The sequence below is a fragment of the Cronobacter sp. HA18006 genome (assembly GCF_011605445.1).
Lineage (GTDB): Bacteria > Pseudomonadota > Gammaproteobacteria > Enterobacterales > Enterobacteriaceae > Cronobacter > Cronobacter sakazakii.
This window is the reverse complement of the sequence record NZ_JAANQB010000002.1, coordinates 33,175-51,450: the sequence shown is the minus strand read 5'-3', so window position 1 is coordinate 51,450 and position 18,276 is coordinate 33,175. Positions and strand designations below refer to the sequence as shown.

The window sequence follows — 18,276 nt, the reverse complement described above, 5'->3', positions numbered from 1 at the left end:
GGCGTCTCGCTAACCAGGCTTACGGGATATCAGGCAGCGATACACATGCCGCCTGCCGAAAAACCTGGAATTATATACAGAGTAGTGATGATTATATCAGCGAGGCCAGGGATGCCAACCGCGAAATCTCCAGATGCGGCAACAAGCGGCTGTCATCTATCTGCATCAGGTCGCCATCGAGCAGGTTTATCCAGCACGCCTGCACGCCGGAGCGGATAGCGCCCGCCACGTCGGTAGTCAAGTCATCGCCCACGTGCAGAATAGCCTCGGGCGCCACGCCAAGCTTCTGCGCGGCCAGATGATACATATCGCTGTACGGCTTGGCGCGGCCGTGCGGCCCGGCGCGCAGCACAAACTGAAACAGACCGCCTAAGCCGAACTGTTCCGGCTCGGCGTTACCGTTGGTGATGGCCACCAGCGGCCACTTTTTCGCGAGCTGCTGTAACGCCTCAAGATTTTCCTCAGGCACCTCGATGCGGCTGCGCCAGCGGGCGAAGTTCAGCATCGCCTCGTTCGCGCCTTCAGACGCCTCATGGCCAGAAAGCCCGGCCTCCAGCATCACGTGTTCAATAGCGCGCCGCCGCCATTCGGTCACATCGTGATAAATCTCCGGCTCCTGCTGGCGCAGCGCCGTTCGGGCGCGGTGCAAATCCGCGGCGGTGAACGCGCTGAGCCGCGGGTGATAGCGCTGCATAAACGCCAGCGTCTCTTGCTCGGTGCGGGCGATAACCGGACGGTTATCGTAGAGCGTATCGTCAAGATCGAACGTCAGGGCGGCAATCGCGCCCAGCGGACGGTAGAAGTACATTACGGTTTTCCTCGTCTTGCGCGTGGGTGCGCCGCGTCGTAGACCGAAGCCAGATGCTGGAAATCGAGATGCGTATAGATCTGGGTGGTCGAGAGATTGGCGTGGCCCAGCAGCTCCTGAACCGCGCGCAGATCGCCGCTGGATTCCAGCATATGTGTCGCGAAAGAGTGGCGCAGCTTATGCGGATGAACATGACTGTTCAGCCCCTGTTTGATGCCCCACTCCGCAAAGCGTTTTTGCACATTACGCGCCGAGATGCGTTTACCTTGCTTTGATAAAAATAGCGCGTCGTCGTCGGGGCCGAACAGCTCGCGCAGGTTCAGCCAGTGTTCAATCCAGGCAACCGCGCTACGCCCTATCGGCAGGCGGCGCTCTTTGCTGCCTTTTCCCATCACCCAGACTTCACCACTGGCGAGATCGAGATGATTGCAGTCGATATTAACCAGCTCGGACAGACGCAGCCCGGCGCCGTACATGATTTCCAGCATCGCGCGATCGCGGACCGCCAGCGGATCGTTAAGATCGATATCCAGCAGCCGGTTGACGTCATCCACGTCGATGTTTTTCGGCAGATGGCGCGGGGTTTTCGGTGTGCTGACGCCTTTTGCCGGGTTCGCTTTTAGCTCGCCCTGGCTCACCTGCCAGTCGAAAAAGCTACGCAGCGCAGAGAGACGCAGCGCCAGGCTCGACGGCCCCAGTCCGGCGCGACGGCTGCGTACCGCGAGCGATCGAACCATCGCCGCATCGCACTGCGCCCAGCTTTTAAGCCCCGCCTCGCCCGCCAGCCCGACAATCGCCGTCAGTTGCCGCTCGTAATTGAGCAGCGTCACGGGGCTTAACTGGCGCTCCACTTTCAGATAACGCAGAAAGCGCGCAATGGGCGGGTGCAGCGGCGAGTCGGTCATACGCGTTCAATCCAGCGGGCAAGAAGATCGGGCAGCATCAGCGACAGCTCATGCAGCAGTTGCGTGCCCTGCCCTTGTTGATAGTGCTGCGGGTCGCGGCTGCTGAAAATCAGCACCCCAAGCTCGCCATGTTCGCCAAGCAGCGACATCGCCACCGATCCGACGGCTTTCGCCTCCGGCAATACCACCAGCAGTTCCGGGCCGTTCAGCGTTCCCAGATAGTGCGTCTGCTGGCCAAGACGCTGGATACGCACCGGCTCAAACGCCTGACGCGACAGCGCCAGATGGGTAAAGCCGGAGGGCGCGCCAAGCCGCCAGCGCTCAGGGAACAGGCGAATGCTCGCGCCCGCAAGCCCCATATCGCGTGCCCAGCGGTTGAGCCGCTCCAGCATCTCCTGAAGACTGCCGGCGCAGGCGAGCCGCCCCTGTAATTTCAACAGGCGATAAAATAACCCTTCGTTGGCGCTCGCCTGCTCCATCAGCAACGTCATGTTTTCTTCCAGTTCGTTGATGTGGTTACGCGCGCGCGCCATGTGCCACTCCACCAGCGAAACCGTTCCGCGCACCGGGTGCGGCACGCGGATCTGCTCCACCATCGCGGCGTTGCGGATAAAAAAATCGGGATGGCGCAGCAGATAGTCGAGCACCGCGTCGTCATCAAGCGTTGCCAGCGTCTCCTGCTGTTCTCCAGCCTTACTCATAAGTGAATAAATCCATCATAAACGTGGGTGGCGGGGCCAGTCATAAAGAGCGGATTGCCAGGCCCTTTCCAGGCGATGTCGAGACGACCACCAGGTAAGTCGACGCGCACCTGGGCGGACAGCAGCCCCTGCTGAATGCCGACTGCGACCGCGCCGCACGCGCCGCTGCCACAGGCCTGCGTTTCGCCCGCGCCGCGCTCAAACACGCGCAGCCGGATGTGTTCCGTATTCATCACCTGCATAAAACCGATGTTGGCGCGCTCCGGGAAGCGCTCATGGCTCTCCATTAGCGGCCCGAGCGTCTCCACCGGCGCGGTGGCGACGTCATCGACCTGAATCACGCAGTGCGGGTTGCCCATCGACACCACGCCGCACAGCACCGTTTGCTCGGCAGCGCGCATGATGTACGTCTTCTCGGCTTTGTTGGCGCGAAACGGCACCAGCGAGGGTTCGAAAACCGGCTCGCCCATATTTACACGCACCTGCTCGTCTTCATTGACCGTTAACACCATGCGGCCATTCGCGGTGCTGACGCGGATTTCCCGCTTGTTAGTCAACCCTTTGAGGCGCACGAAACGGGCGAAACAGCGCGCGCCGTTGCCGCACTGCGCCACTTCGCTGCCGTCGGCATTAAAAATGCGGTAGTGAAAATCGAGATCGGGATCGTAGGGCGGTTCGACCACCAGCAGTTGATCGAACCCCACGCCCTGATGCCTGTCCGCCAGGCGGCGGATCATGTCAGGCGAAAAGAAGACGTTTTGCGTCACCGCGTCCACGACCATAAAGTCGTTACCCAGGCCATGCATTTTAGAGAACTGCATTGTTGTACTCCGTTTGCGCGGTTACGAGTCGGTTACTGCCTGCTGACCTGCGTCGGGCCATCGGTATCGCCACGGTTGTTGGTATCCGGGATGGTCGTCTCGGTTTGCTGTTCCGGCGCTTTCTGCGGCTGGGCTTTGCTGTCTGCTGGCGGGAAGTAAAGCGGGCCTTTCAGACCGCAACCGGTGAGGCTAAACAGGGTCAGCATCACTGCCAGAGAGCGAAAAATCGTTTTCATTTATCGGTGCCTGTTGTTCATTCATCTGTTTTCTATCATCGCAGGTGAAGATGCAAAAGCAAGAGTTTGCGTAACGCCGGATGACACAAAAGCCGTTCCGCCCGCCGGTTTCTATTCCCGGCTATTGCTTTTATACTGCCGCCATCGCGTACAACAGGAAACCAACATGAACGACAGTGAATTTCACCGCCTAGCCGACGGCCTGTGGATGACCATTGAAGAGCGTCTCGACGCGTGGGATGGCGACAGCGATATCGACTGCGAAATCAACGGCGGCGTGCTGACGCTCTCGTTTGAAAACGGCAGCAAAATCATTATCAACCGTCAGGAGCCGCTGCATCAGGTGTGGCTGGCGACTAAACAGGGCGGTTATCACTTCGATTATAAAAACGACGAATGGATTTGCGATCGCAGCGGTGAACGCTTCTGGGATCTGCTGGAAACCGCCGCCACGCAGCAGGCGGGCGAGGCGGTCAGCTTTCGTTAATCAGGACTGATATTGCTGTAACAGCGGCGTGGCGCTGTCGTCATCGTTGAGCGGCGTCACGGCTTTGATGGTCTGCGTGCGGAAGGGGATCACCTGCTGGCGGCCATCGACATTCACAATCTGGTAGAACTGCGGCAGGTTGAAGTTGACGAAGCTTGAACCGTAGGTAAAGCGGTCATGCGATGACGAGTAGAACCGGCTGACGTCGCGCACCAGCTCCTCTTTGCTGCCTTCGCAGTGGTGATACACCTCGGCGCGGTTGCTTTCATCGAGAATATAGATGTTAAAGCCGTCGTCGTTGGTCTCTTCAAAGAAGAACTGAATAATTCCTTCGCTCGCAAAGCCATCGACCACCGACGGCAGTTCGACGTGATCGGTTTCCACCTGAACAGACAGACCGTGCAGTTTGTTATGCGAAATCGCGCCGTAAAACTCAATGGCGTTTTCCAGCTTCTGTACCGAGACGTTAAGCCGCTCGAAGAACAGGCCCCAGGTCTGGCCCGCCACGCGCAGCGCTTTGAAGCGGCCCGGCTCCAGACGGGTGCTGGAGAGACGAAACTCAATACACTCGGACACCAGTTGCTGCACGCGGGTACGGATAAGCCCGCGCAGGTGCTGGCTATAGCAGAACACTTCGACGCTGTCCGGCGGCGCGGCGTCCTGATGCATTTTGCCAAGAATCGTTTTCAGCGCCTCGATCATCGCCTGTTCGCCGTTGAAATGCAGCGTACGCACTTCGTTCCACGAGTTGCGATACAGCAGGTCGATACTGCCGACCAGGCACTGCTGCTGCTCGCCGAAGCTGAACACATCAAGCTTGCGGAAATCGAAATGCACCACCTGATTGCGGAACGCCGTCGTCGGGTCATACTCCAGATTGACGATGATCGCCAGATGGCGGATTTCGCACGGGCTGTAGAGCGCTTTTGGCGTCGGTGCCGGTAACCGCAGCGGGAAATGGTGCGACACATCCGCCACCAGCTCCTGCAATTTCGGCAGATCGCAGATGCCGTTGCCCTTAATAAACAGGCGGGTGCGCGACGTCAGCAGGCCGTTAAACCACGCCCAGGCCACCAGCTTATTAAGATAACGGTTATATTCCAGCGGCTGATGGCTGATGATGGAATCCATGCTCGGCGCGCGGTTGTAGAGATACCACCCGGTGCGGTTGGCGCGGCCCGGCGGCACATGGATGAAGGTGAGCGTCGGCTCAGAGAGATCCGGCGAAATCTGCGGGTTCACCAGCGTCACTTTCCCCGGCAGCGCTTCAAACGCGGCATAGAGTTTGCGCGTCAGCACGCCGATATCCTGCGGGCTTGCGGAGACGCTCAGGTTATTGCGGCGCGCGAAGCGGATCAGGTTACGGTAGCTCTGCATCATCGCGTCGAGCAGCTCGTTATGCGCCTCGCGCACCTGGTCGATTTTCCAGTTGGCGCGATTATCAAGCATCGTCAGGCGCGCTTCATCCCAGCCCCACTCTTTCACCAGCTGGCTTACCACCTCGCGACGCCAGCCGACACAAGCGCGCTCGCGGGAGAGTTTTTCGCACACTTTCAGGTAGAAGCAGCGGCGCACGAGATCGAGGCGCGCGCTGTCGTCAATAGCCGTCAGATAGTGCGTGACGCGCTCCAGCATCATGCAGTAAGGATCGAGCCCGAACGAGACAATTTCGCCGTCGTGTAGCCGCTGTTTGATATCTTTCGCGAGCAGGCGAGTGTTCGGATATTCCCAGGAATAGGCTTCCAGCAGCAGCGTTTTCAGCACGGCTTTATACGGAGAATCGATGCTTTTATAGAGCTGCCAGAGGCTCGCGCCGAAATATTCTTCGGCGGAAAGGGAGCTTAAGCCGCCCAGATCAAGCCATTCGTTTGGCGTCAGCACGCCCTGCGCGTAGAGCGTCATCACGTAGTCGTCGTAATGCTCTTCTTCGTCGCACGGCACCATATTCCAGAGAATACGTTTGCCGGCCATGCGTACGGCGGTGCGGTAGAACTCATCCAGCAGCAAAATATGCTGCGTCGAGCCGCAGTCTTCGCCGCCGAGGCTGCCGCTTTCATTATGGCGGAAGCGGTTTTCATCAATCAGGAAGAAACTGACCTCGACGCCCAGCGATGCCGCCCAGCTTTCCAGCAGGCTGCATTTACGCTGCAACAATTGGCGCTCGTCGTTATCAAGCCAGGCCTGATGGCAGACCCAGATGTCGAGATCGGACGAACAGCTCTGCCCCACGGAGGAGGTGCTGCCCATCGAATAGATGCCGGTAATCGGCAGTTCGCCCTGTACCGTTTGCTGCGCAGGCATGCCGCGCTGGGTTTCCAGCTCGTTCAGGTAGTGGCGTTGGGTTTCATCAGGCGTGTAGAGGCAAATGCCGTAGGGAACGTTACCTTCAAGGTAACCCGGCATCAGCGGATGGTGATAATGCAGTAATGTTGGCAGCAGACTGTAGACCTGTTGGAAAGCAGGCCCCATGGCAGCAAGCGCGCGATCCACACGCAATTGATTGATGGCATCCAGTCTCTGCTTCAGTGTCTCAATATAGAGGTACAAGACGTATCGCCTGATGGTTACAGAATGTAAACAGTGTTCACCGTTGTGTCGCCCTTGTGATTATGGTGTGACGGGCAAACAAATGGCTCAAAACGTGATCAATCTAACACCTTGTAGATTGACCGTAAAGAAAGATGCGCTACAGATAATTATAGCACCGTTCCCCTGCCCTTAGCGCCTTTCTGTGTGGCGTCTGCACGCCGCGCCTCGCCGCCGTTTGACCTGACAGCCTTCCGCTAACAGTGGTAGGATGATCGGCAGACGACATTTACGGTATGAAGCATGTTAGACAATGTATTAAGAATTGCCACCCGCCAAAGTCCGCTGGCGCTCTGGCAGGCACAATATGTGAAGCAGCGGCTGGAGGCCTGTCATCCGGGTCTGACCGTTGAGCTGGTGCCGATGGTAACGCGCGGCGACGTCATCCTTGATACGCCGCTGGCGAAAGTGGGCGGCAAGGGGCTGTTCGTAAAAGAACTGGAGCTCGCCATGCTGGATGGCCGCGCCGATATCGCCGTGCACTCTATGAAAGATGTGCCGGTCGAATTCCCGGAAGGGCTTGGGCTGGTCACCATCTGCGAGCGCGAAGATCCGCGCGACGCCTTTGTGTCCAGGCAGTATAAAAGCCTTGATGAAATGCCTGCGGGCAGCATCGTCGGGACATCGAGCCTGCGCCGTCAGTGCCAGATCGCCGCGCGCCGCCCGGATCTTATCATCCGTTCGCTGCGCGGGAATGTCGGGACGCGCCTGAGCAAACTCGATAACGGCGACTACGACGCCATTATTCTGGCGGTCGCGGGCCTCAAACGTCTGCAACTCGACGCACGCATCACAAGCCCGCTCGCACCGGAGATTTCGCTGCCCGCCGTAGGCCAGGGCGCGGTCGGCATTGAGTGTCGCCTTGACGATACCCGTACCCGCGAACTGCTTGCCCCGCTCAACCACGAAGAGACCGCCGTGCGCGTGCGTGCGGAACGCGCCATGAACACTCGCCTTGAGGGCGGCTGTCAGGTGCCTATCGGCAGCTATGCGGAGCTGAAAGACGGTGAGCTGTGGCTGCGCGCGCTGGTCGGCGCGCCGGATGGCTCGCGTATCGTACGCGGCGAACGCCGCGGCGCGCCAGAGGACGCACGCCAGCTTGGCATCTCACTGGCGGAAGAGCTATTAAACCACGGCGCGCGGGAGATCCTCGCCGACGTTTATCAGGGGGATGGCCCCGCATGACGATTCTGGTCACCCGCCCCTCTCCCGCCGGGGAGGAATTAGTGAGCCGCCTGCGCGCACTGGGGCAGGAGGCCTGGAGTTTTCCGCTGATCGAGTTCTGCCCTGGCCGGGAGTTGCCGCAGTTGCCCGCGCTGCTCGACGCGCTCGCGCCGCACGATCTCCTTTTTGCGCTATCGCAACACGCGGTGAGTTTTGCGAACGCGCATTTACAGCGTCTGGGGCTGCACTGGCCTCGCGCCGTCGAGGCGTTCGCCATCGGGCGCACCACCGCGCTGGCGCTGCATCAGGTCAGCGGTTTGCACGTCCATTACCCGCGCGATCGGGAAATCAGCGAAGTCTTGCTACAATTACCTGAATTACAAAACGTTGCCGGTAAGCGCGCGCTTATCCTGCGCGGCAACGGCGGACGCGAACTGTTAGGGGAAACCTTAACGGAGCGCGGCGCGACCGTGACGTTTTGCGAATGCTATCAACGTAGCGCGAAAATTTACGACGGCACCGAGGAAGCGCACCGCTGGCATACGCGCGGCATTACCACGCTGGTGGTGACGAGCGGCGAGATGCTGCGCCAGCTGCATGACCTGATGCCGCCGTGGTATCGCGAAAACTGGTTGCTGCGCTGTCGGCTGGTGGTCGTCAGCGAGCGTCTGGCGACGCTTGCCAGGGAGCTTGGCTGGCAGAATATTCTGGTCGCTGATAATGCCGATAACGACGCGCTGCTGCGCGCGTTGCAATAACTTTTAAACGGGAAGCCACAATGACGGAACAACAACACACCCCTGCTACGGTTGAAGAAACCCCGCAGGTTGTGGAGACAACGCCACAGCCGGAACCGACCGCGAAAAAAGACCGCTCCGGCAAAACCGCGCTGGTGCTGAGCGCTGTGGCCATCGCCATTGCGCTGGCGACAGGCGCGGGCCTGTGGACCTGGAGTAAAAAGCAGGCCGATACGCAAAACGCCAACAGCGATACGCTCGCCACCCAGTTAACCTCGTTGCAAAATCAGCAGCAGGCGCAGAAAGCTGAATTTGAGAAAACCCTTAAGGCGCAGGCTGACGCGCTCGCGGCCGCCACCCGCCAGCAGGAAGCGATGGCGCGTGAACTGGATGAAGTCCAGAAGAAAGTCGCGACCATCTCCGGCAGCGACGCCAAAACCTGGCAGCTCGCCCAGGCGGATTTCCTGGTCAAACTCGCCGGGCGTAAGCTCTGGAGCGATCAGGACGCCACCACCGCCGCCGCGCTGTTAAAAAGCGCCGATGCGAGCCTCGCCGATATGAACGATCCGAGCCTTATTACCGCCCGCCGCGCGCTGACGGATGACATCGCCGCGCTGGCGAGCGTTACGCAGGTCGATTACGACGGCATCATTCTTAAGCTCAACCAGCTCTCCAACCAGGTCGATAACCTGCGCCTTGCGGACAACGACAGCGACGACGCCCCGATGGACAGCGACGGCAGCGAGCTTTCCAGCTCGCTGAGTGAATGGCGTCAGAATCTGGTGAAGAGCTGGCACAACTTTATGGACAGCTTTATTACCATCCGCCGCCGCGACGAGACCGCCGTGCCGCTGCTGGCCCCGAATCAGGATATCTACCTGCGCGAGAATATCCGCTCGCGCTTGCTGGTCGCCGCCCAGGCCGTGCCGCGCCATCAGGATGAGATCTACAAGCAGTCGCTTGATAACGTCTCGACGTGGGTACGCGCGTATTACGACACCAGTGACGCGGGCACCAAAGCGTTTCTGGAATCTATCGACAACCTGGCCCAGCAGAACATCAGCATGGATCTCCCGGAAACCCTGCAAAGCCAGGCGATTCTGGAAAAACTCATGCAGACGCGCGTGCGTAACCTGATGGCGCAGCCGTCAGTACCGGGCGATGCTGCCGTCCCGCAGGTTGACGACCCGCGGACCCAGGCTCCGGCAGATGCGGCACCGACGCAGGGAGAACAGTAATGCTGAAAGTCTTATTGCTGTTTCTGCTGTTGATCGCCGGGATCGTGGTCGGTCCGATGGTGGCAGGCCATCAGGGTTATGTATTGATCCAGACCGATACCTGGAATATTGAAACCAGCGTCACCGGCCTTGCGATCATCCTGATCCTCTCGCTGGTGGTGCTGTTTGCGATCGAGTGGCTGCTGCGCCGCCTGTTCCGCACCGGCGCACGTACCCGCGGCTGGTTCGCGGGCCGCAAACGCAGCCGCGCACGTAAGCAAACCAAACTGGCGCTGCTGAAGCTTGCCGAGGGCGACTATCAGCAGGTTGAAAAGCTGATGTCGAAAAACGCCGATCACGCGGAACAGCCGGTGGTTAACTATTTGCTGGCCGCGGAAGCCGCCCAGCAGCGCGGTGACGAAGCCCGCGCCAATCAGCATCTTGAGCGCGCGGCGGAGCTGGCGGATAACGATCAGATCCCGGTTGAGATCACCCGCGTGCGTCTGCAACTGGCGCGCAATGAAAACCACGCGGCGCGTCACGGCGTTGACCGTCTGCTGGAAATCACGCCACGCCACCCGGAAGTGCTGCGTCTGGCAGAACAGGCGTATATCCGCACCGGCGCGTGGAGCTCACTGCTGGATATTATTCCTTCGATGCAAAAGGCGGGCGTGGGCGACGACGAGCACCGCGACGCGCTGACGCGTCAGGCCTGGATCGGGCTGATGGATCAGGCGCGTGCCGATCAGGGCAGCGACGGTCTGAAAGCCTGGTGGCGTAACCAGAGCCGTAAAACGCGCCATCAACCGGCGTTGCAGGTGGCGATGGCGGAGCATCTGATCGAGTGCGACGATCATCAGACCGCGCAGGAAATTATTCTCGATGGCCTGAAGCGCCAGTATGACGATCGGCTGGTACTGCTGATGCCGCGCCTGAAAGCCGGTAACCCGGAGCAGCTCGAAAAAGCGCTGCGCCAGCAGATCAAAACCTACGGCGATCGCCCGCTGCTCTGGAGCACTTTAGGCCAGTTGCTGATGTCCCACGGCGAATGGAAAGAGGCGAGCCTCGCGTTTCGTGCCGCCCTCAAACAGCGCCCGGACGCCTTCGATTACGCCTGGCTTGCAGACGTACTCGACCGACTGCATCAGCCTGAAGAGGCCGCCACGATGCGCCGCGACGGCCTGCTGCTGACGCTACAGCAAAACACCCCGCAATAATCCCCACCCCTCTTCGGAGGGGTTTTTTGTCTCTGCGGTTTGAGTAAGTCGTTAACGTCAGTGACTGTGGTGAGCGCGCGCCGCTAACACAGCCACGGTGCGAAAGCCCCTTCGGCCTGTGGGTCAGATTTCGTGGTGTGGCAAGGCGGCAAGCAAGTGAATCCCCGGGAGCTTACACCAGTAAGTGACCGGGGTGAGCGCGCGCCGCCAACACCGCCACGGCACGAAAGATGCCCCACAGCGCAGGCAAAAAAATACCTGCCCGAAGGCAGGTATCAAAACAGGTCTGTTTGACAACAAATGTGGTGCTTCACTCAACGTTATGTCCATGGTGTTTGATGAGGCCGAAGCGACATCTGTCTGTGGACGATAAGCACCGTAAACGGCTCTGCGTCATTCCTGGGTTTATGAAGCCGGAGCAAACATAAGAAGTGGAATGAGCATCTACATTTCTATTGTAGCATTTATCGTGCCAGGTATGCAGCGTTTGTCTGCAACGGCTAACCCCTTGTTTCATCGCTACTGTGACCGAGCCGTAAGACTGTTTACCCGGCAGGCGCAGCCATCAGGTGTCATCAAATAGCGACACGGTTTCCAGCCCGGCTTCTTTCCTTATAGATATTAAAAACTTATATGTCTCCTGTGGGCGACACGTATAACGCAGAGTGTCGCTAAAACCCATCACTTCTCTCTTACATCAGTTTTACGTGGACATTTTCCTGAATCAGCAAATCGCCCAGCGTGTTGGTCGACCCCAGCGCGCTGTTGTGATAAACGTCGAACACGTGATCGCCGATAGTCTCGACGCCGCTCACCGACCAGATGCCTTCCGGCGTATTAAGCAGCGTCACTTCACCGCCGTTGTCCCCCGTAATACGCAACGGCTCGTGAGGATCGTCTTTCAGGTTCAGCGCGTTATCGAGATTCAGGGTCAGGCTGCCCTTGCCGCTGGTACCGAGATCGAGCACATCAATGTGCGCCACTTTGAAACCGAGCTGCGCGAGGTTAAGCGTCTGCAGCTTGTCGCCGAGGGTTAAGGTATCGACACCCGCGCCGCCATCAATCCGGCTGAAATCCAGACTGTTGAGAATAAAGTGGTCGTTACCGTCAGTGCCTGTCAGCGCCACGTCGCTGATAAGCAGCGGCTCAGCGAACAGTCCCATCAGCGCGGGTGGCGTCACGCCGTTCTGCAACTGCACTGTATGCTGTGTGGAAACCTGATTACCGGCGTCATCGCGCGACGTAATATCGAGCGTATAGCTCCCCTCGGGCTGGGCCAGGGCATCGGGTGAGATCGCCACGCTCCAGCTACCATCGCCAAGCACCGTCGTTGTCAGCGTGACGCTGCCAAAGAGGACAGTCACCTCCGCGCCGGGTTCGGAATCACCGCTGATAACCAGCCCGCCGCCTGCGCTCTCCGTCTGATCGATAATGTCATCGCCAGTCACGGGTAACACATCGACCGTGGGGATAACGGTATCGACGGTAGAGAAGGTCTGCCGGCTGCCCGCGTTACCCGCCACATCGGTTACGTCCACGCGAATCGGTACTGCGCCCTGCGGCAGCGCCTGAAGCTGTGTCGGCGTTAGCGTCACGCTCCAGGTACCGTTGCTGTTAATGGTGGGCGTATAGGCGATGCCGCCAATAGTGACCGTCGCTGACTCCACCAGCGCACTGGAATTCAGCCCCGTGGTGCCGGTAATCGTCTGATCCGTTTGTGATTCTGCCTGGCTCAGGAAGCCATCACCATACGCAAGCGTAATGGTCGGCGCGGGCAGCGTCCTCAGCACGCTGACTGGCGCGGTGTCGCTGCCGCTGTTGCCTGCGGCATCCGTCTGGGTTGCGCTGAGCGTGTAATCGCCATTCGGCACAGAGCCCAGCGCGCTGGCAGGCAACTGCACGCTCCAGGTGCCGTTCGCCAGCACCGTGGTGTTATAGGTTACGCCGTTAAGCGTCAGCGTTAATGGCAGGTCGGCTTCGCCGGTGCCGGTGATCGTCACGCCGCTTTGCGCCTCCGCCTGGTTGATGTAGCCGTCAGCAGCCAGCGGCTCGTTAATCGTGATAACCGGCGCGGTGAAATCAATCGTCAGCGGCACCGTCTCCGTGACGGTATTTCCCGCGTCATCTTCAGCGGTGACGACCATGTCATAAACATCATCCGCAAGCGATGCCAGCTGCCCTGCGGGAATATTGATACTCCAGTTGCCGTTACCGGCGGTCGTCACCGGGCCGTAAGTCTCACCGTTTAAGGTAAACGTCACGACGCTGCCCGGATCGGACGTGCCGGAGACCGCGATGACGCCAGCCGCCTCGGTCGGGTTAATCAGGTTGTCGCCGGTCACGTCATTGACCGTCAGCGACGGCGGAACGAAATCCGCGCTGAAGCTGTTATTCCCGTTGCCGCTATTGCCTGCGGTGTCGGTCACCGTCACGGTGATGGGAATTTGCGAGCCATCGGCGGGCATCGCCTGTAAATCCGCCGCGGGCACGGTGATCTGCCAGGTGCCGCTGGCATCAAACGTGGCGGTATAAGTGATGCCGTTAATCACGACTTCCACGTTTGCCGCGTGGGCGGTGCCTGTTGTGCCCGTCACGATTTGATCGGACTGTGATTCCACCAGCGACAGAAACGCATTGCCGAAGGGCAGCGCTTCGACCGTGGGCGCAGGCGGCGTCACCAGCATTTCAAACGGCCGGTTTGTTGCGCCGCTGTTGCCCGCAGCGTCGGTCGCCACCACGTTTGCGGTATAGTCGCCGTCTGCGAGTGCGGCGAGTGACACATCCGTCGTCCAGACGCCGCTGGCGTTGGTCGTGGCGTTAAAGGTCAGCGTGCCAATGGTGATCACCACCGTACTGTTGGCCTCTGCCGTACCGCTTAGCGTTACCAGGCCTCCCGCCTCCGCCGCGCTGACAATATCATCGGTCGCGATGGGATTGATGGTCACCACGGGCGCGGTGGTATCAAGCGTCACGAGATGATCGACAGACACCGCGTTGCCTGCGGCGTCGGTGAGCGAGGCGGTGACGGTCAGCTCACCGTCACTCTGTGCCTGAACATCTGCTGCCGGCACATCCACGCTCCACGTCCCGTCCGGCTGTACCGTCGCGTTGTAAGTATTGCCACCCAGTGTCACCGTGACGGTGCGCCCGGCGTCCGCGGTGGACGCTGTGCCGGAAATCGTCACGTCGCTTTGCGACTCCGCATCGCTGATGATGTCATCCACCGCAATAGTGTCTATCGTCAGCGTGACAGAGCTATCGACTGTCACCGTCTGTCCCGCAGATACCTGATTCCCGGCGATATCCTGCGAGCCCACCACCACACTGAGTGGCCCGTCGTTCAGGCCGCTCAGCGCCGTGGCAGGGACGGTGACGCTCCAGCTACCATCGCTCCCCACTTGCGCGTTATACGTCACGCCATTAAAGAGCACCGTCACTGGTTGGCCGGCTTCAATAGCCGTGCTGTCGCCGGTAATGGTCAGGTCGATGCCTTTTTCCGTCGCGTTAATGATGTTGTCTGTCGCAATCGGATCGACAGAAATCGTCGGGTTCGTCTGGGCGACGACCGTGAGATCGCCGCTGGCGGAGGCCGGGTTACCGCTGGTATCCGTGACGCTGGCGTTGACAGTCCACTGTTGATCGGTGAGCAACAGCACATCCGACGCGGGCACCTCCACGCTCCAGCTGCCATCGCTCTGCGTGGTGGCGGTATACGTTTTACCATTGAGCGTCAGCGTGACGGTCTGCCCCGCTTCAACGTTTGTGCTGGTGCCGCTCAGCAGAAGCGGTCGGGTATGCTCGAAGGCGTTCAGGTAACCATCGCCGGACAGCGGGTTGATGGACAGTACCGGCAGCGTGGCGGCACTGGCGTCGATCGTCACCGGATGGTTAATGGTGACGCTGTTACCCACGGCGTCGCTTAACGACACCGTTAGCGGCTGCTGGCCGTCAGCGAGCGCCTGAAGGTCTGCCGCAGGCAGATTGACAGTCCAGCTACCGTCCGGCTGAACGGTGGTGGTGTAATCCTGACCGTTAAGCGTCACGGTCACCGTCCGCCCGGCGTCTTCTACCGATGCCGTACCGCTCACCGGCACATCTCCCGCAATCTCCAGTGAGTTGATGATATCGTCGCCCGCGACAGGGTTGACGGTAAGAGCTACCTCGGTATCAACCGTGACCGTGCTCCCCGCCACGCCGCGGTTACCCGCCGCGTCACTGGCGCTGACGGAAATGGGCACATCGCCCTGAGGCAGCGCCTGCACATTCGCCGCCGGTATCGTCACGCTCCAGCTACCGTCGGCCCCGGCGGCCGTCACATAGGTCACACCGTTGATGAGCACACTGACGCTCTGACCGCTCTCCAGCCCGCTACTGGTGCCACTCACTACCACATCCGCGCCGCTCTCCAGCGCCGTGATGATGTCATCGCCGGTGACCGGCGTAACGGCAAGCGCCGGCGGCGTGGTGTCCACATCGAATGATTGCTGCGGCGCAGCACCGAAGTTCCCTGCGCCATCGACAGCGACCACGGTTATCGTTATTTCGCCATCCGCAAACTGCTGGAGCACATCGGGCGGCAACGCCAGCTGCCAGTTGCCGTTCTCATCGACGGTCGCCAGATAGTTATTACCGCCCGCCACGGGATCGACATTCAGCGACCACTTGCCATCGCTGCCCCGCACCGGCGTGGCGTGGCTTAGCACATCCAGCCCACCGATGTTGACGATCACCCCCTGAGAGCCGCCGAACGCACCGGTTTTCCCGGTGAGCAACTGCGTGACTTTGGTGTCGTTATTGTTCAGCAGATCGTCGCCAAACGGCGTGTTGAGTGTCGGCGCGGGCGGCGTCAGCGCCATGGTTACGGTTTCGCTGGTGGTGCCTGTATTGCCGGCTGCGTCTTTGGCGGTGACGGTGAGCGGATAGTTGCGTTTGCCATGCCATCGAGCGCATTGGCAGGGATTTGCACGCTCCATTTGCCGTCGGCACCCGTCGTGGTGGTGTATTGCTGATTGTTATAGCTCACGATGATTTGCGCGCCGGGCTCAGAGGTACCGTTTATCGCAATGGGCAGTTTGCTTTCAATGGCGTTCACCAGATTGTCGCCCGTGAGCGGTAACACGGTAACCGGCGGCGGAATGGTATCGACCGTGGCGATAATCGTATTACTGCCGGTATTGCCCGCCGCGTCGGTGACGATAACGCTTATCGGCAGTTCACCCTGCGGCAGCGTACTGAGCTGGGCAGGCGTCAGCGTCAGGCTCCAGTTGCCCTGGTTGTCGACCTCGACCGGGTACGAGACGCCGTTTATCACGACTACCGCGCTTTGGCCCGCGCCGGTAATGCCGGTCGTGCCGTTGATGGTCTGGTTGCCCTGGCTTTCGGTCAGCACCAGCATGTCATCGCCAAATACCGGGGCGATTTGCGGGTCGGGCAGGAATTGCGCCGCGACGTCCAATGACGATTCGGCGCTGATGGTATGGCCGGCGGTATCGGTCGTGGTCACGCGCACCGGCAGCGGGCCGTCCGGGAATGCCTGCACGTCGGCTGCCGGAACCGTCAGCGACCAGGTATTATCCGCCGCAACGGTAGTGGTGTAGGTTTTGCCGTTAATCGTCACCGTGACCGTCGTGCCAGGGGCCACATTCACGGTCTGGCCGCTGACCACCAGCGCGCTTTGCGCTTCCTGGGCATTCAGCATGCCGTCGCCGGAAAGCGTGTTGAGTTTGATGGTGCCATTGCTGCCGCTGTTCCCGCCATTGTCGCCGCCCCGGTCGTTATCGCCACCACCGCCACCGCCGGAACCTGCCGCGGCAATCACGCCGCCGAGCGCCACCGCGCCGAGAATTGGTCCCAGAATAGCCATCGTATGACTGTCGCCGATAAGCAGCGGCTCAATGCTGTCTACCGTCTGATATTCCGGCGTCAATCCAGGCGCGCTGGCGGCCATCGTTTCATTCGAGGGAAAGACGGCATGAACCGGCGGATGTTTTCCGTCATCAAATAATAATTCGCTGTGATAGCCGTCCTGCTCGGCAAAATAGTTTTTACAGACGACGATACTGCCGTTTTGCATATGCAGAATTAGGTCATCGCCCTGACGTTCGTAATGCAGCACCGCATCAGGCGTTGCCTGAATACGCACCACGGAAGGCTCCGACAGTATTAATGTCCGGGTGCCCTGCGCCTGTACGGTGGTAATTAATTCGCCGCCATGACGCGCCAGCGTTTGAATGGTTAATGCCTGCGCGGTTGCGCTGCCATCGAGAATTGTTGCCATAACCCCTCACTTATTTTTGTCACGTATGTCAAAACAGAACGTTCCGCAAACAACGGGAAGAGAAAAACGGGCTGTGCTCAGAAAAGGCGCACAGAGCAGGGAAGACGGCAACGCGAGGAAAATTCCAGGCATTCAGTCCCGACGGCTTAATTTCAGATATGTAATAGGTGTAATGGGTGTTGGGAAAATTTCAAATGGTCTAATTAAAAATTAGCAGTCAATTAATTCATGAGGATTTGCGCAGGGTTCTTTTAAAATCAATGCATTATATTTTTTCGCTCATCACCGAAAATTATATAAAAGCAATCTGGCTAATATTAATTGGCAACCACCAATCTTAAAGGCGGCTAAAATTAACAATGCATCACCAAAAATAAATCATTAATCATAAAAAACCCTCATTTCAAAATAAAAAGTGGTCAATAAAGCGCAGCGGCAGATTTAATCATTAGCACAGAAACTGATTAAAAACGCTAACCGAATTTTGTGAGCGCGATTACAGTACGGCAGGCAGATAACAACACGAGAAGTGTTTAAGAAACGAGAAAAGTTTCTGGAAAAATAAAGTACGGAAGTAAAGCGGCAGGAGGCGGAAAACAAAAAACCTCGCCGAAGCGAGGTTCAAAAGTGGTCGGCGAGAGAGGATTCGAACCTCCGACCCACTGGTCCCAAACCAGTTGCGCTACCAAGCTGCGCTACTCGCCGTATACTGCTTTTTGACTTTTTTGTTCAATCAAGTAGTGGTGCGAGGGGGGGGACTTGAACCCCCACGTCCGAAGGACACTAACACCTGAAGCTAGCGCGTCTACCAATTCCGCCACCTTCGCATCGCCACAAACTCTTAAATAATGGGGTGGCTAATGGGACTCGAACCCACGACAACTGGAATCACAATCCAGGGCTCTACCAACTGAGCTATAGCCACCACTGTATTCTTTCACGCGGTATTAAAACCACCGCAGCTCAAGCGCCGGTTAAATGGCGCGCCCGACAGGATTCGAACCTGAGACCTCTGCCTCCGGAGGGCAGCGCTCTATCCAGCTGAGCTACGGGCGCGTAGCGCCGTTGCGGGTGGGGATACTACGGACTTCGCGCCCTGCTGTCTAGTGCTTTTTTGAAG

The 18,276-nt window shown here is 59.0% G+C and carries 13 protein-coding genes and 4 tRNA genes; 5 read left to right on the top strand and 12 right to left on the bottom strand.

Annotated features, from left to right (window positions below; all coding sequences use genetic code 11):
* Positions 1 to 91 precede the first annotated feature (91 nt).
* From yigB to G9X48_RS00620, 5 genes are read right to left on the bottom strand one after another with little or no spacing between them, the layout of a single operon-like run.
* Positions 92 to 808, bottom strand: coding sequence for a 5-amino-6-(5-phospho-D-ribitylamino)uracil phosphatase YigB (gene yigB, locus G9X48_RS00640; protein ID WP_097641354.1), 717 nt, complete (start codon positions 806 to 808; stop codon positions 92 to 94).
* Positions 808 to 1,713, bottom strand: coding sequence for a tyrosine recombinase XerC (gene xerC, locus G9X48_RS00635; RefSeq protein ID WP_004388419.1), 906 nt, complete (start codon positions 1,711 to 1,713; stop codon positions 808 to 810). Before xerC ends, yigB begins: the two co-directional genes overlap by 1 nt.
* Entirely contained in the window at positions 1,710 to 2,414 is a 705-nt protein-coding gene (locus G9X48_RS00630) for a DUF484 domain-containing protein (RefSeq protein ID WP_012126043.1), read from the bottom strand. Before G9X48_RS00630 ends, xerC begins: the two co-directional genes overlap by 4 nt.
* Positions 2,411 to 3,235 carry a diaminopimelate epimerase gene (dapF, locus tag G9X48_RS00625; RefSeq protein WP_004388421.1) on the bottom strand — a complete coding sequence of 275 codons (825 nt, stop codon included), beginning with the start codon at positions 3,233 to 3,235 and terminating at the stop codon, positions 2,411 to 2,413. Before dapF ends, G9X48_RS00630 begins: the two co-directional genes overlap by 4 nt.
* 32 nt (positions 3,236 to 3,267) lie before the next feature.
* Positions 3,268 to 3,471: a lipoprotein gene (locus G9X48_RS00620; protein ID WP_004388423.1), complete on the bottom strand. Its 204-nt coding sequence runs from the start codon at positions 3,469 to 3,471 to the stop codon at positions 3,268 to 3,270.
* A gap of 166 nt (positions 3,472 to 3,637) precedes the next feature.
* Here G9X48_RS00620 and cyaY point away from each other — a divergent pair, with 166 nt between their 5' ends.
* Entirely contained in the window at positions 3,638 to 3,958 is a 321-nt protein-coding gene (gene cyaY, locus G9X48_RS00615; protein ID WP_007704482.1) for an iron donor protein CyaY, read from the top strand.
* Here cyaY and cyaA read toward each other — a convergent pair whose 3' ends face one another.
* Entirely contained in the window at positions 3,959 to 6,505 is a 2,547-nt protein-coding gene (gene cyaA, locus G9X48_RS00610; protein WP_097641353.1) for a class I adenylate cyclase, read from the bottom strand.
* Positions 6,506 to 6,787: 282 nt separating this feature from the next.
* Between cyaA and hemC the strand changes: the two genes are divergently transcribed.
* Genes hemC through hemY form a run of 4 tightly spaced genes read left to right on the top strand, consistent with a single transcriptional unit; the run spans position 6,788 to position 10,879 of the window.
* Positions 6,788 to 7,729: a hydroxymethylbilane synthase gene (gene hemC, locus G9X48_RS00605; protein WP_007872586.1), complete on the top strand. Its 942-nt coding sequence runs from the start codon at positions 6,788 to 6,790 to the stop codon at positions 7,727 to 7,729.
* Entirely contained in the window at positions 7,726 to 8,466 is a 741-nt protein-coding gene (gene hemD, locus G9X48_RS00600) for a uroporphyrinogen-III synthase (RefSeq protein WP_097641352.1), read from the top strand. The genes hemC and hemD overlap by 4 nt, the downstream gene beginning before the upstream one ends.
* Positions 8,467 to 8,486: 20 nt before the next feature.
* On the top strand, positions 8,487 to 9,683 hold the full coding sequence (gene hemX, locus G9X48_RS00595) for a uroporphyrinogen-III C-methyltransferase (protein ID WP_014729815.1): 1,197 nt from the start codon (positions 8,487 to 8,489) through the stop codon (positions 9,681 to 9,683).
* The gene (gene hemY, locus G9X48_RS00590; protein WP_007704461.1) at positions 9,683 to 10,879 is read left to right on the top strand and encodes a protoheme IX biogenesis protein HemY; all 1,197 of its coding nucleotides are present in this window, start codon (positions 9,683 to 9,685) and stop codon (positions 10,877 to 10,879) included. Before hemX ends, hemY begins: the two co-directional genes overlap by 1 nt.
* Before the next feature lie 692 nt (positions 10,880 to 11,571).
* On the opposite strand, the gene G9X48_RS00585 is transcribed toward hemY, so the two are convergent.
* The 6 genes from G9X48_RS00585 to G9X48_RS00565 all read right to left on the bottom strand — a co-directional run bounded on the left by G9X48_RS00585 (position 11,572) and on the right by G9X48_RS00565 (position 18,212).
* Positions 11,572 to 15,852 carry an Ig-like domain-containing protein gene (locus G9X48_RS00585; protein WP_234451535.1) on the bottom strand — a complete coding sequence of 1,427 codons (4,281 nt, stop codon included), beginning with the start codon at positions 15,850 to 15,852 and terminating at the stop codon, positions 11,572 to 11,574.
* Complete coding sequence (locus G9X48_RS21340) at positions 15,738 to 17,156, bottom strand: Ig-like domain-containing protein (RefSeq protein WP_237728441.1); 1,419 nt, start codon at positions 17,154 to 17,156, stop codon at positions 15,738 to 15,740. Before G9X48_RS21340 ends, G9X48_RS00585 begins: the two co-directional genes overlap by 115 nt.
* A gap of 628 nt (positions 17,157 to 17,784) precedes the next feature.
* A tRNA-Pro gene (locus G9X48_RS00580) sits at positions 17,785 to 17,861 on the bottom strand.
* A gap of 36 nt (positions 17,862 to 17,897) precedes the next feature.
* Positions 17,898 to 17,983, bottom strand: a tRNA-Leu gene (locus G9X48_RS00575).
* 22 nt (positions 17,984 to 18,005) lie between these two features.
* A tRNA-His gene (locus G9X48_RS00570) sits at positions 18,006 to 18,081 on the bottom strand.
* A gap of 54 nt (positions 18,082 to 18,135) precedes the next feature.
* Positions 18,136 to 18,212 (bottom strand) — tRNA-Arg (locus tag G9X48_RS00565).
* Between the last annotated feature and the right edge of the window lie 64 nt (positions 18,213 to 18,276).

Coding starts and splice junctions, on each gene's coding strand:
- G9X48_RS21340 (WP_237728441.1), bottom strand. CDS start 17,156: ATGGCAACAATTCTCGATGGCAGCGCAACCGCGCAGGCATTAACCATT.
- G9X48_RS00585 (WP_234451535.1), bottom strand. CDS start 15,852: ATGGAGCGTGCAAATCCCTGCCAATGCGCTCGATGGCATGGCAAACGC.
- G9X48_RS00630 (WP_012126043.1), bottom strand. CDS start 2,414: ATGAGTAAGGCTGGAGAACAGCAGGAGACGCTGGCAACGCTTGATGAC.
- xerC (WP_004388419.1), bottom strand. CDS start 1,713: ATGACCGACTCGCCGCTGCACCCGCCCATTGCGCGCTTTCTGCGTTAT.
- cyaY (WP_007704482.1), top strand. CDS start 3,638: ATGAACGACAGTGAATTTCACCGCCTAGCCGACGGCCTGTGGATGACC.
- hemD (WP_097641352.1), top strand. CDS start 7,726: ATGACGATTCTGGTCACCCGCCCCTCTCCCGCCGGGGAGGAATTAGTG.
- hemX (WP_014729815.1), top strand. CDS start 8,487: ATGACGGAACAACAACACACCCCTGCTACGGTTGAAGAAACCCCGCAG.
- G9X48_RS00620 (WP_004388423.1), bottom strand. CDS start 3,471: ATGAAAACGATTTTTCGCTCTCTGGCAGTGATGCTGACCCTGTTTAGC.
- dapF (WP_004388421.1), bottom strand. CDS start 3,235: ATGCAGTTCTCTAAAATGCATGGCCTGGGTAACGACTTTATGGTCGTG.
- yigB (WP_097641354.1), bottom strand. CDS start 808: ATGTACTTCTACCGTCCGCTGGGCGCGATTGCCGCCCTGACGTTCGAT.
- hemY (WP_007704461.1), top strand. CDS start 9,683: ATGCTGAAAGTCTTATTGCTGTTTCTGCTGTTGATCGCCGGGATCGTG.
- hemC (WP_007872586.1), top strand. CDS start 6,788: ATGTTAGACAATGTATTAAGAATTGCCACCCGCCAAAGTCCGCTGGCG.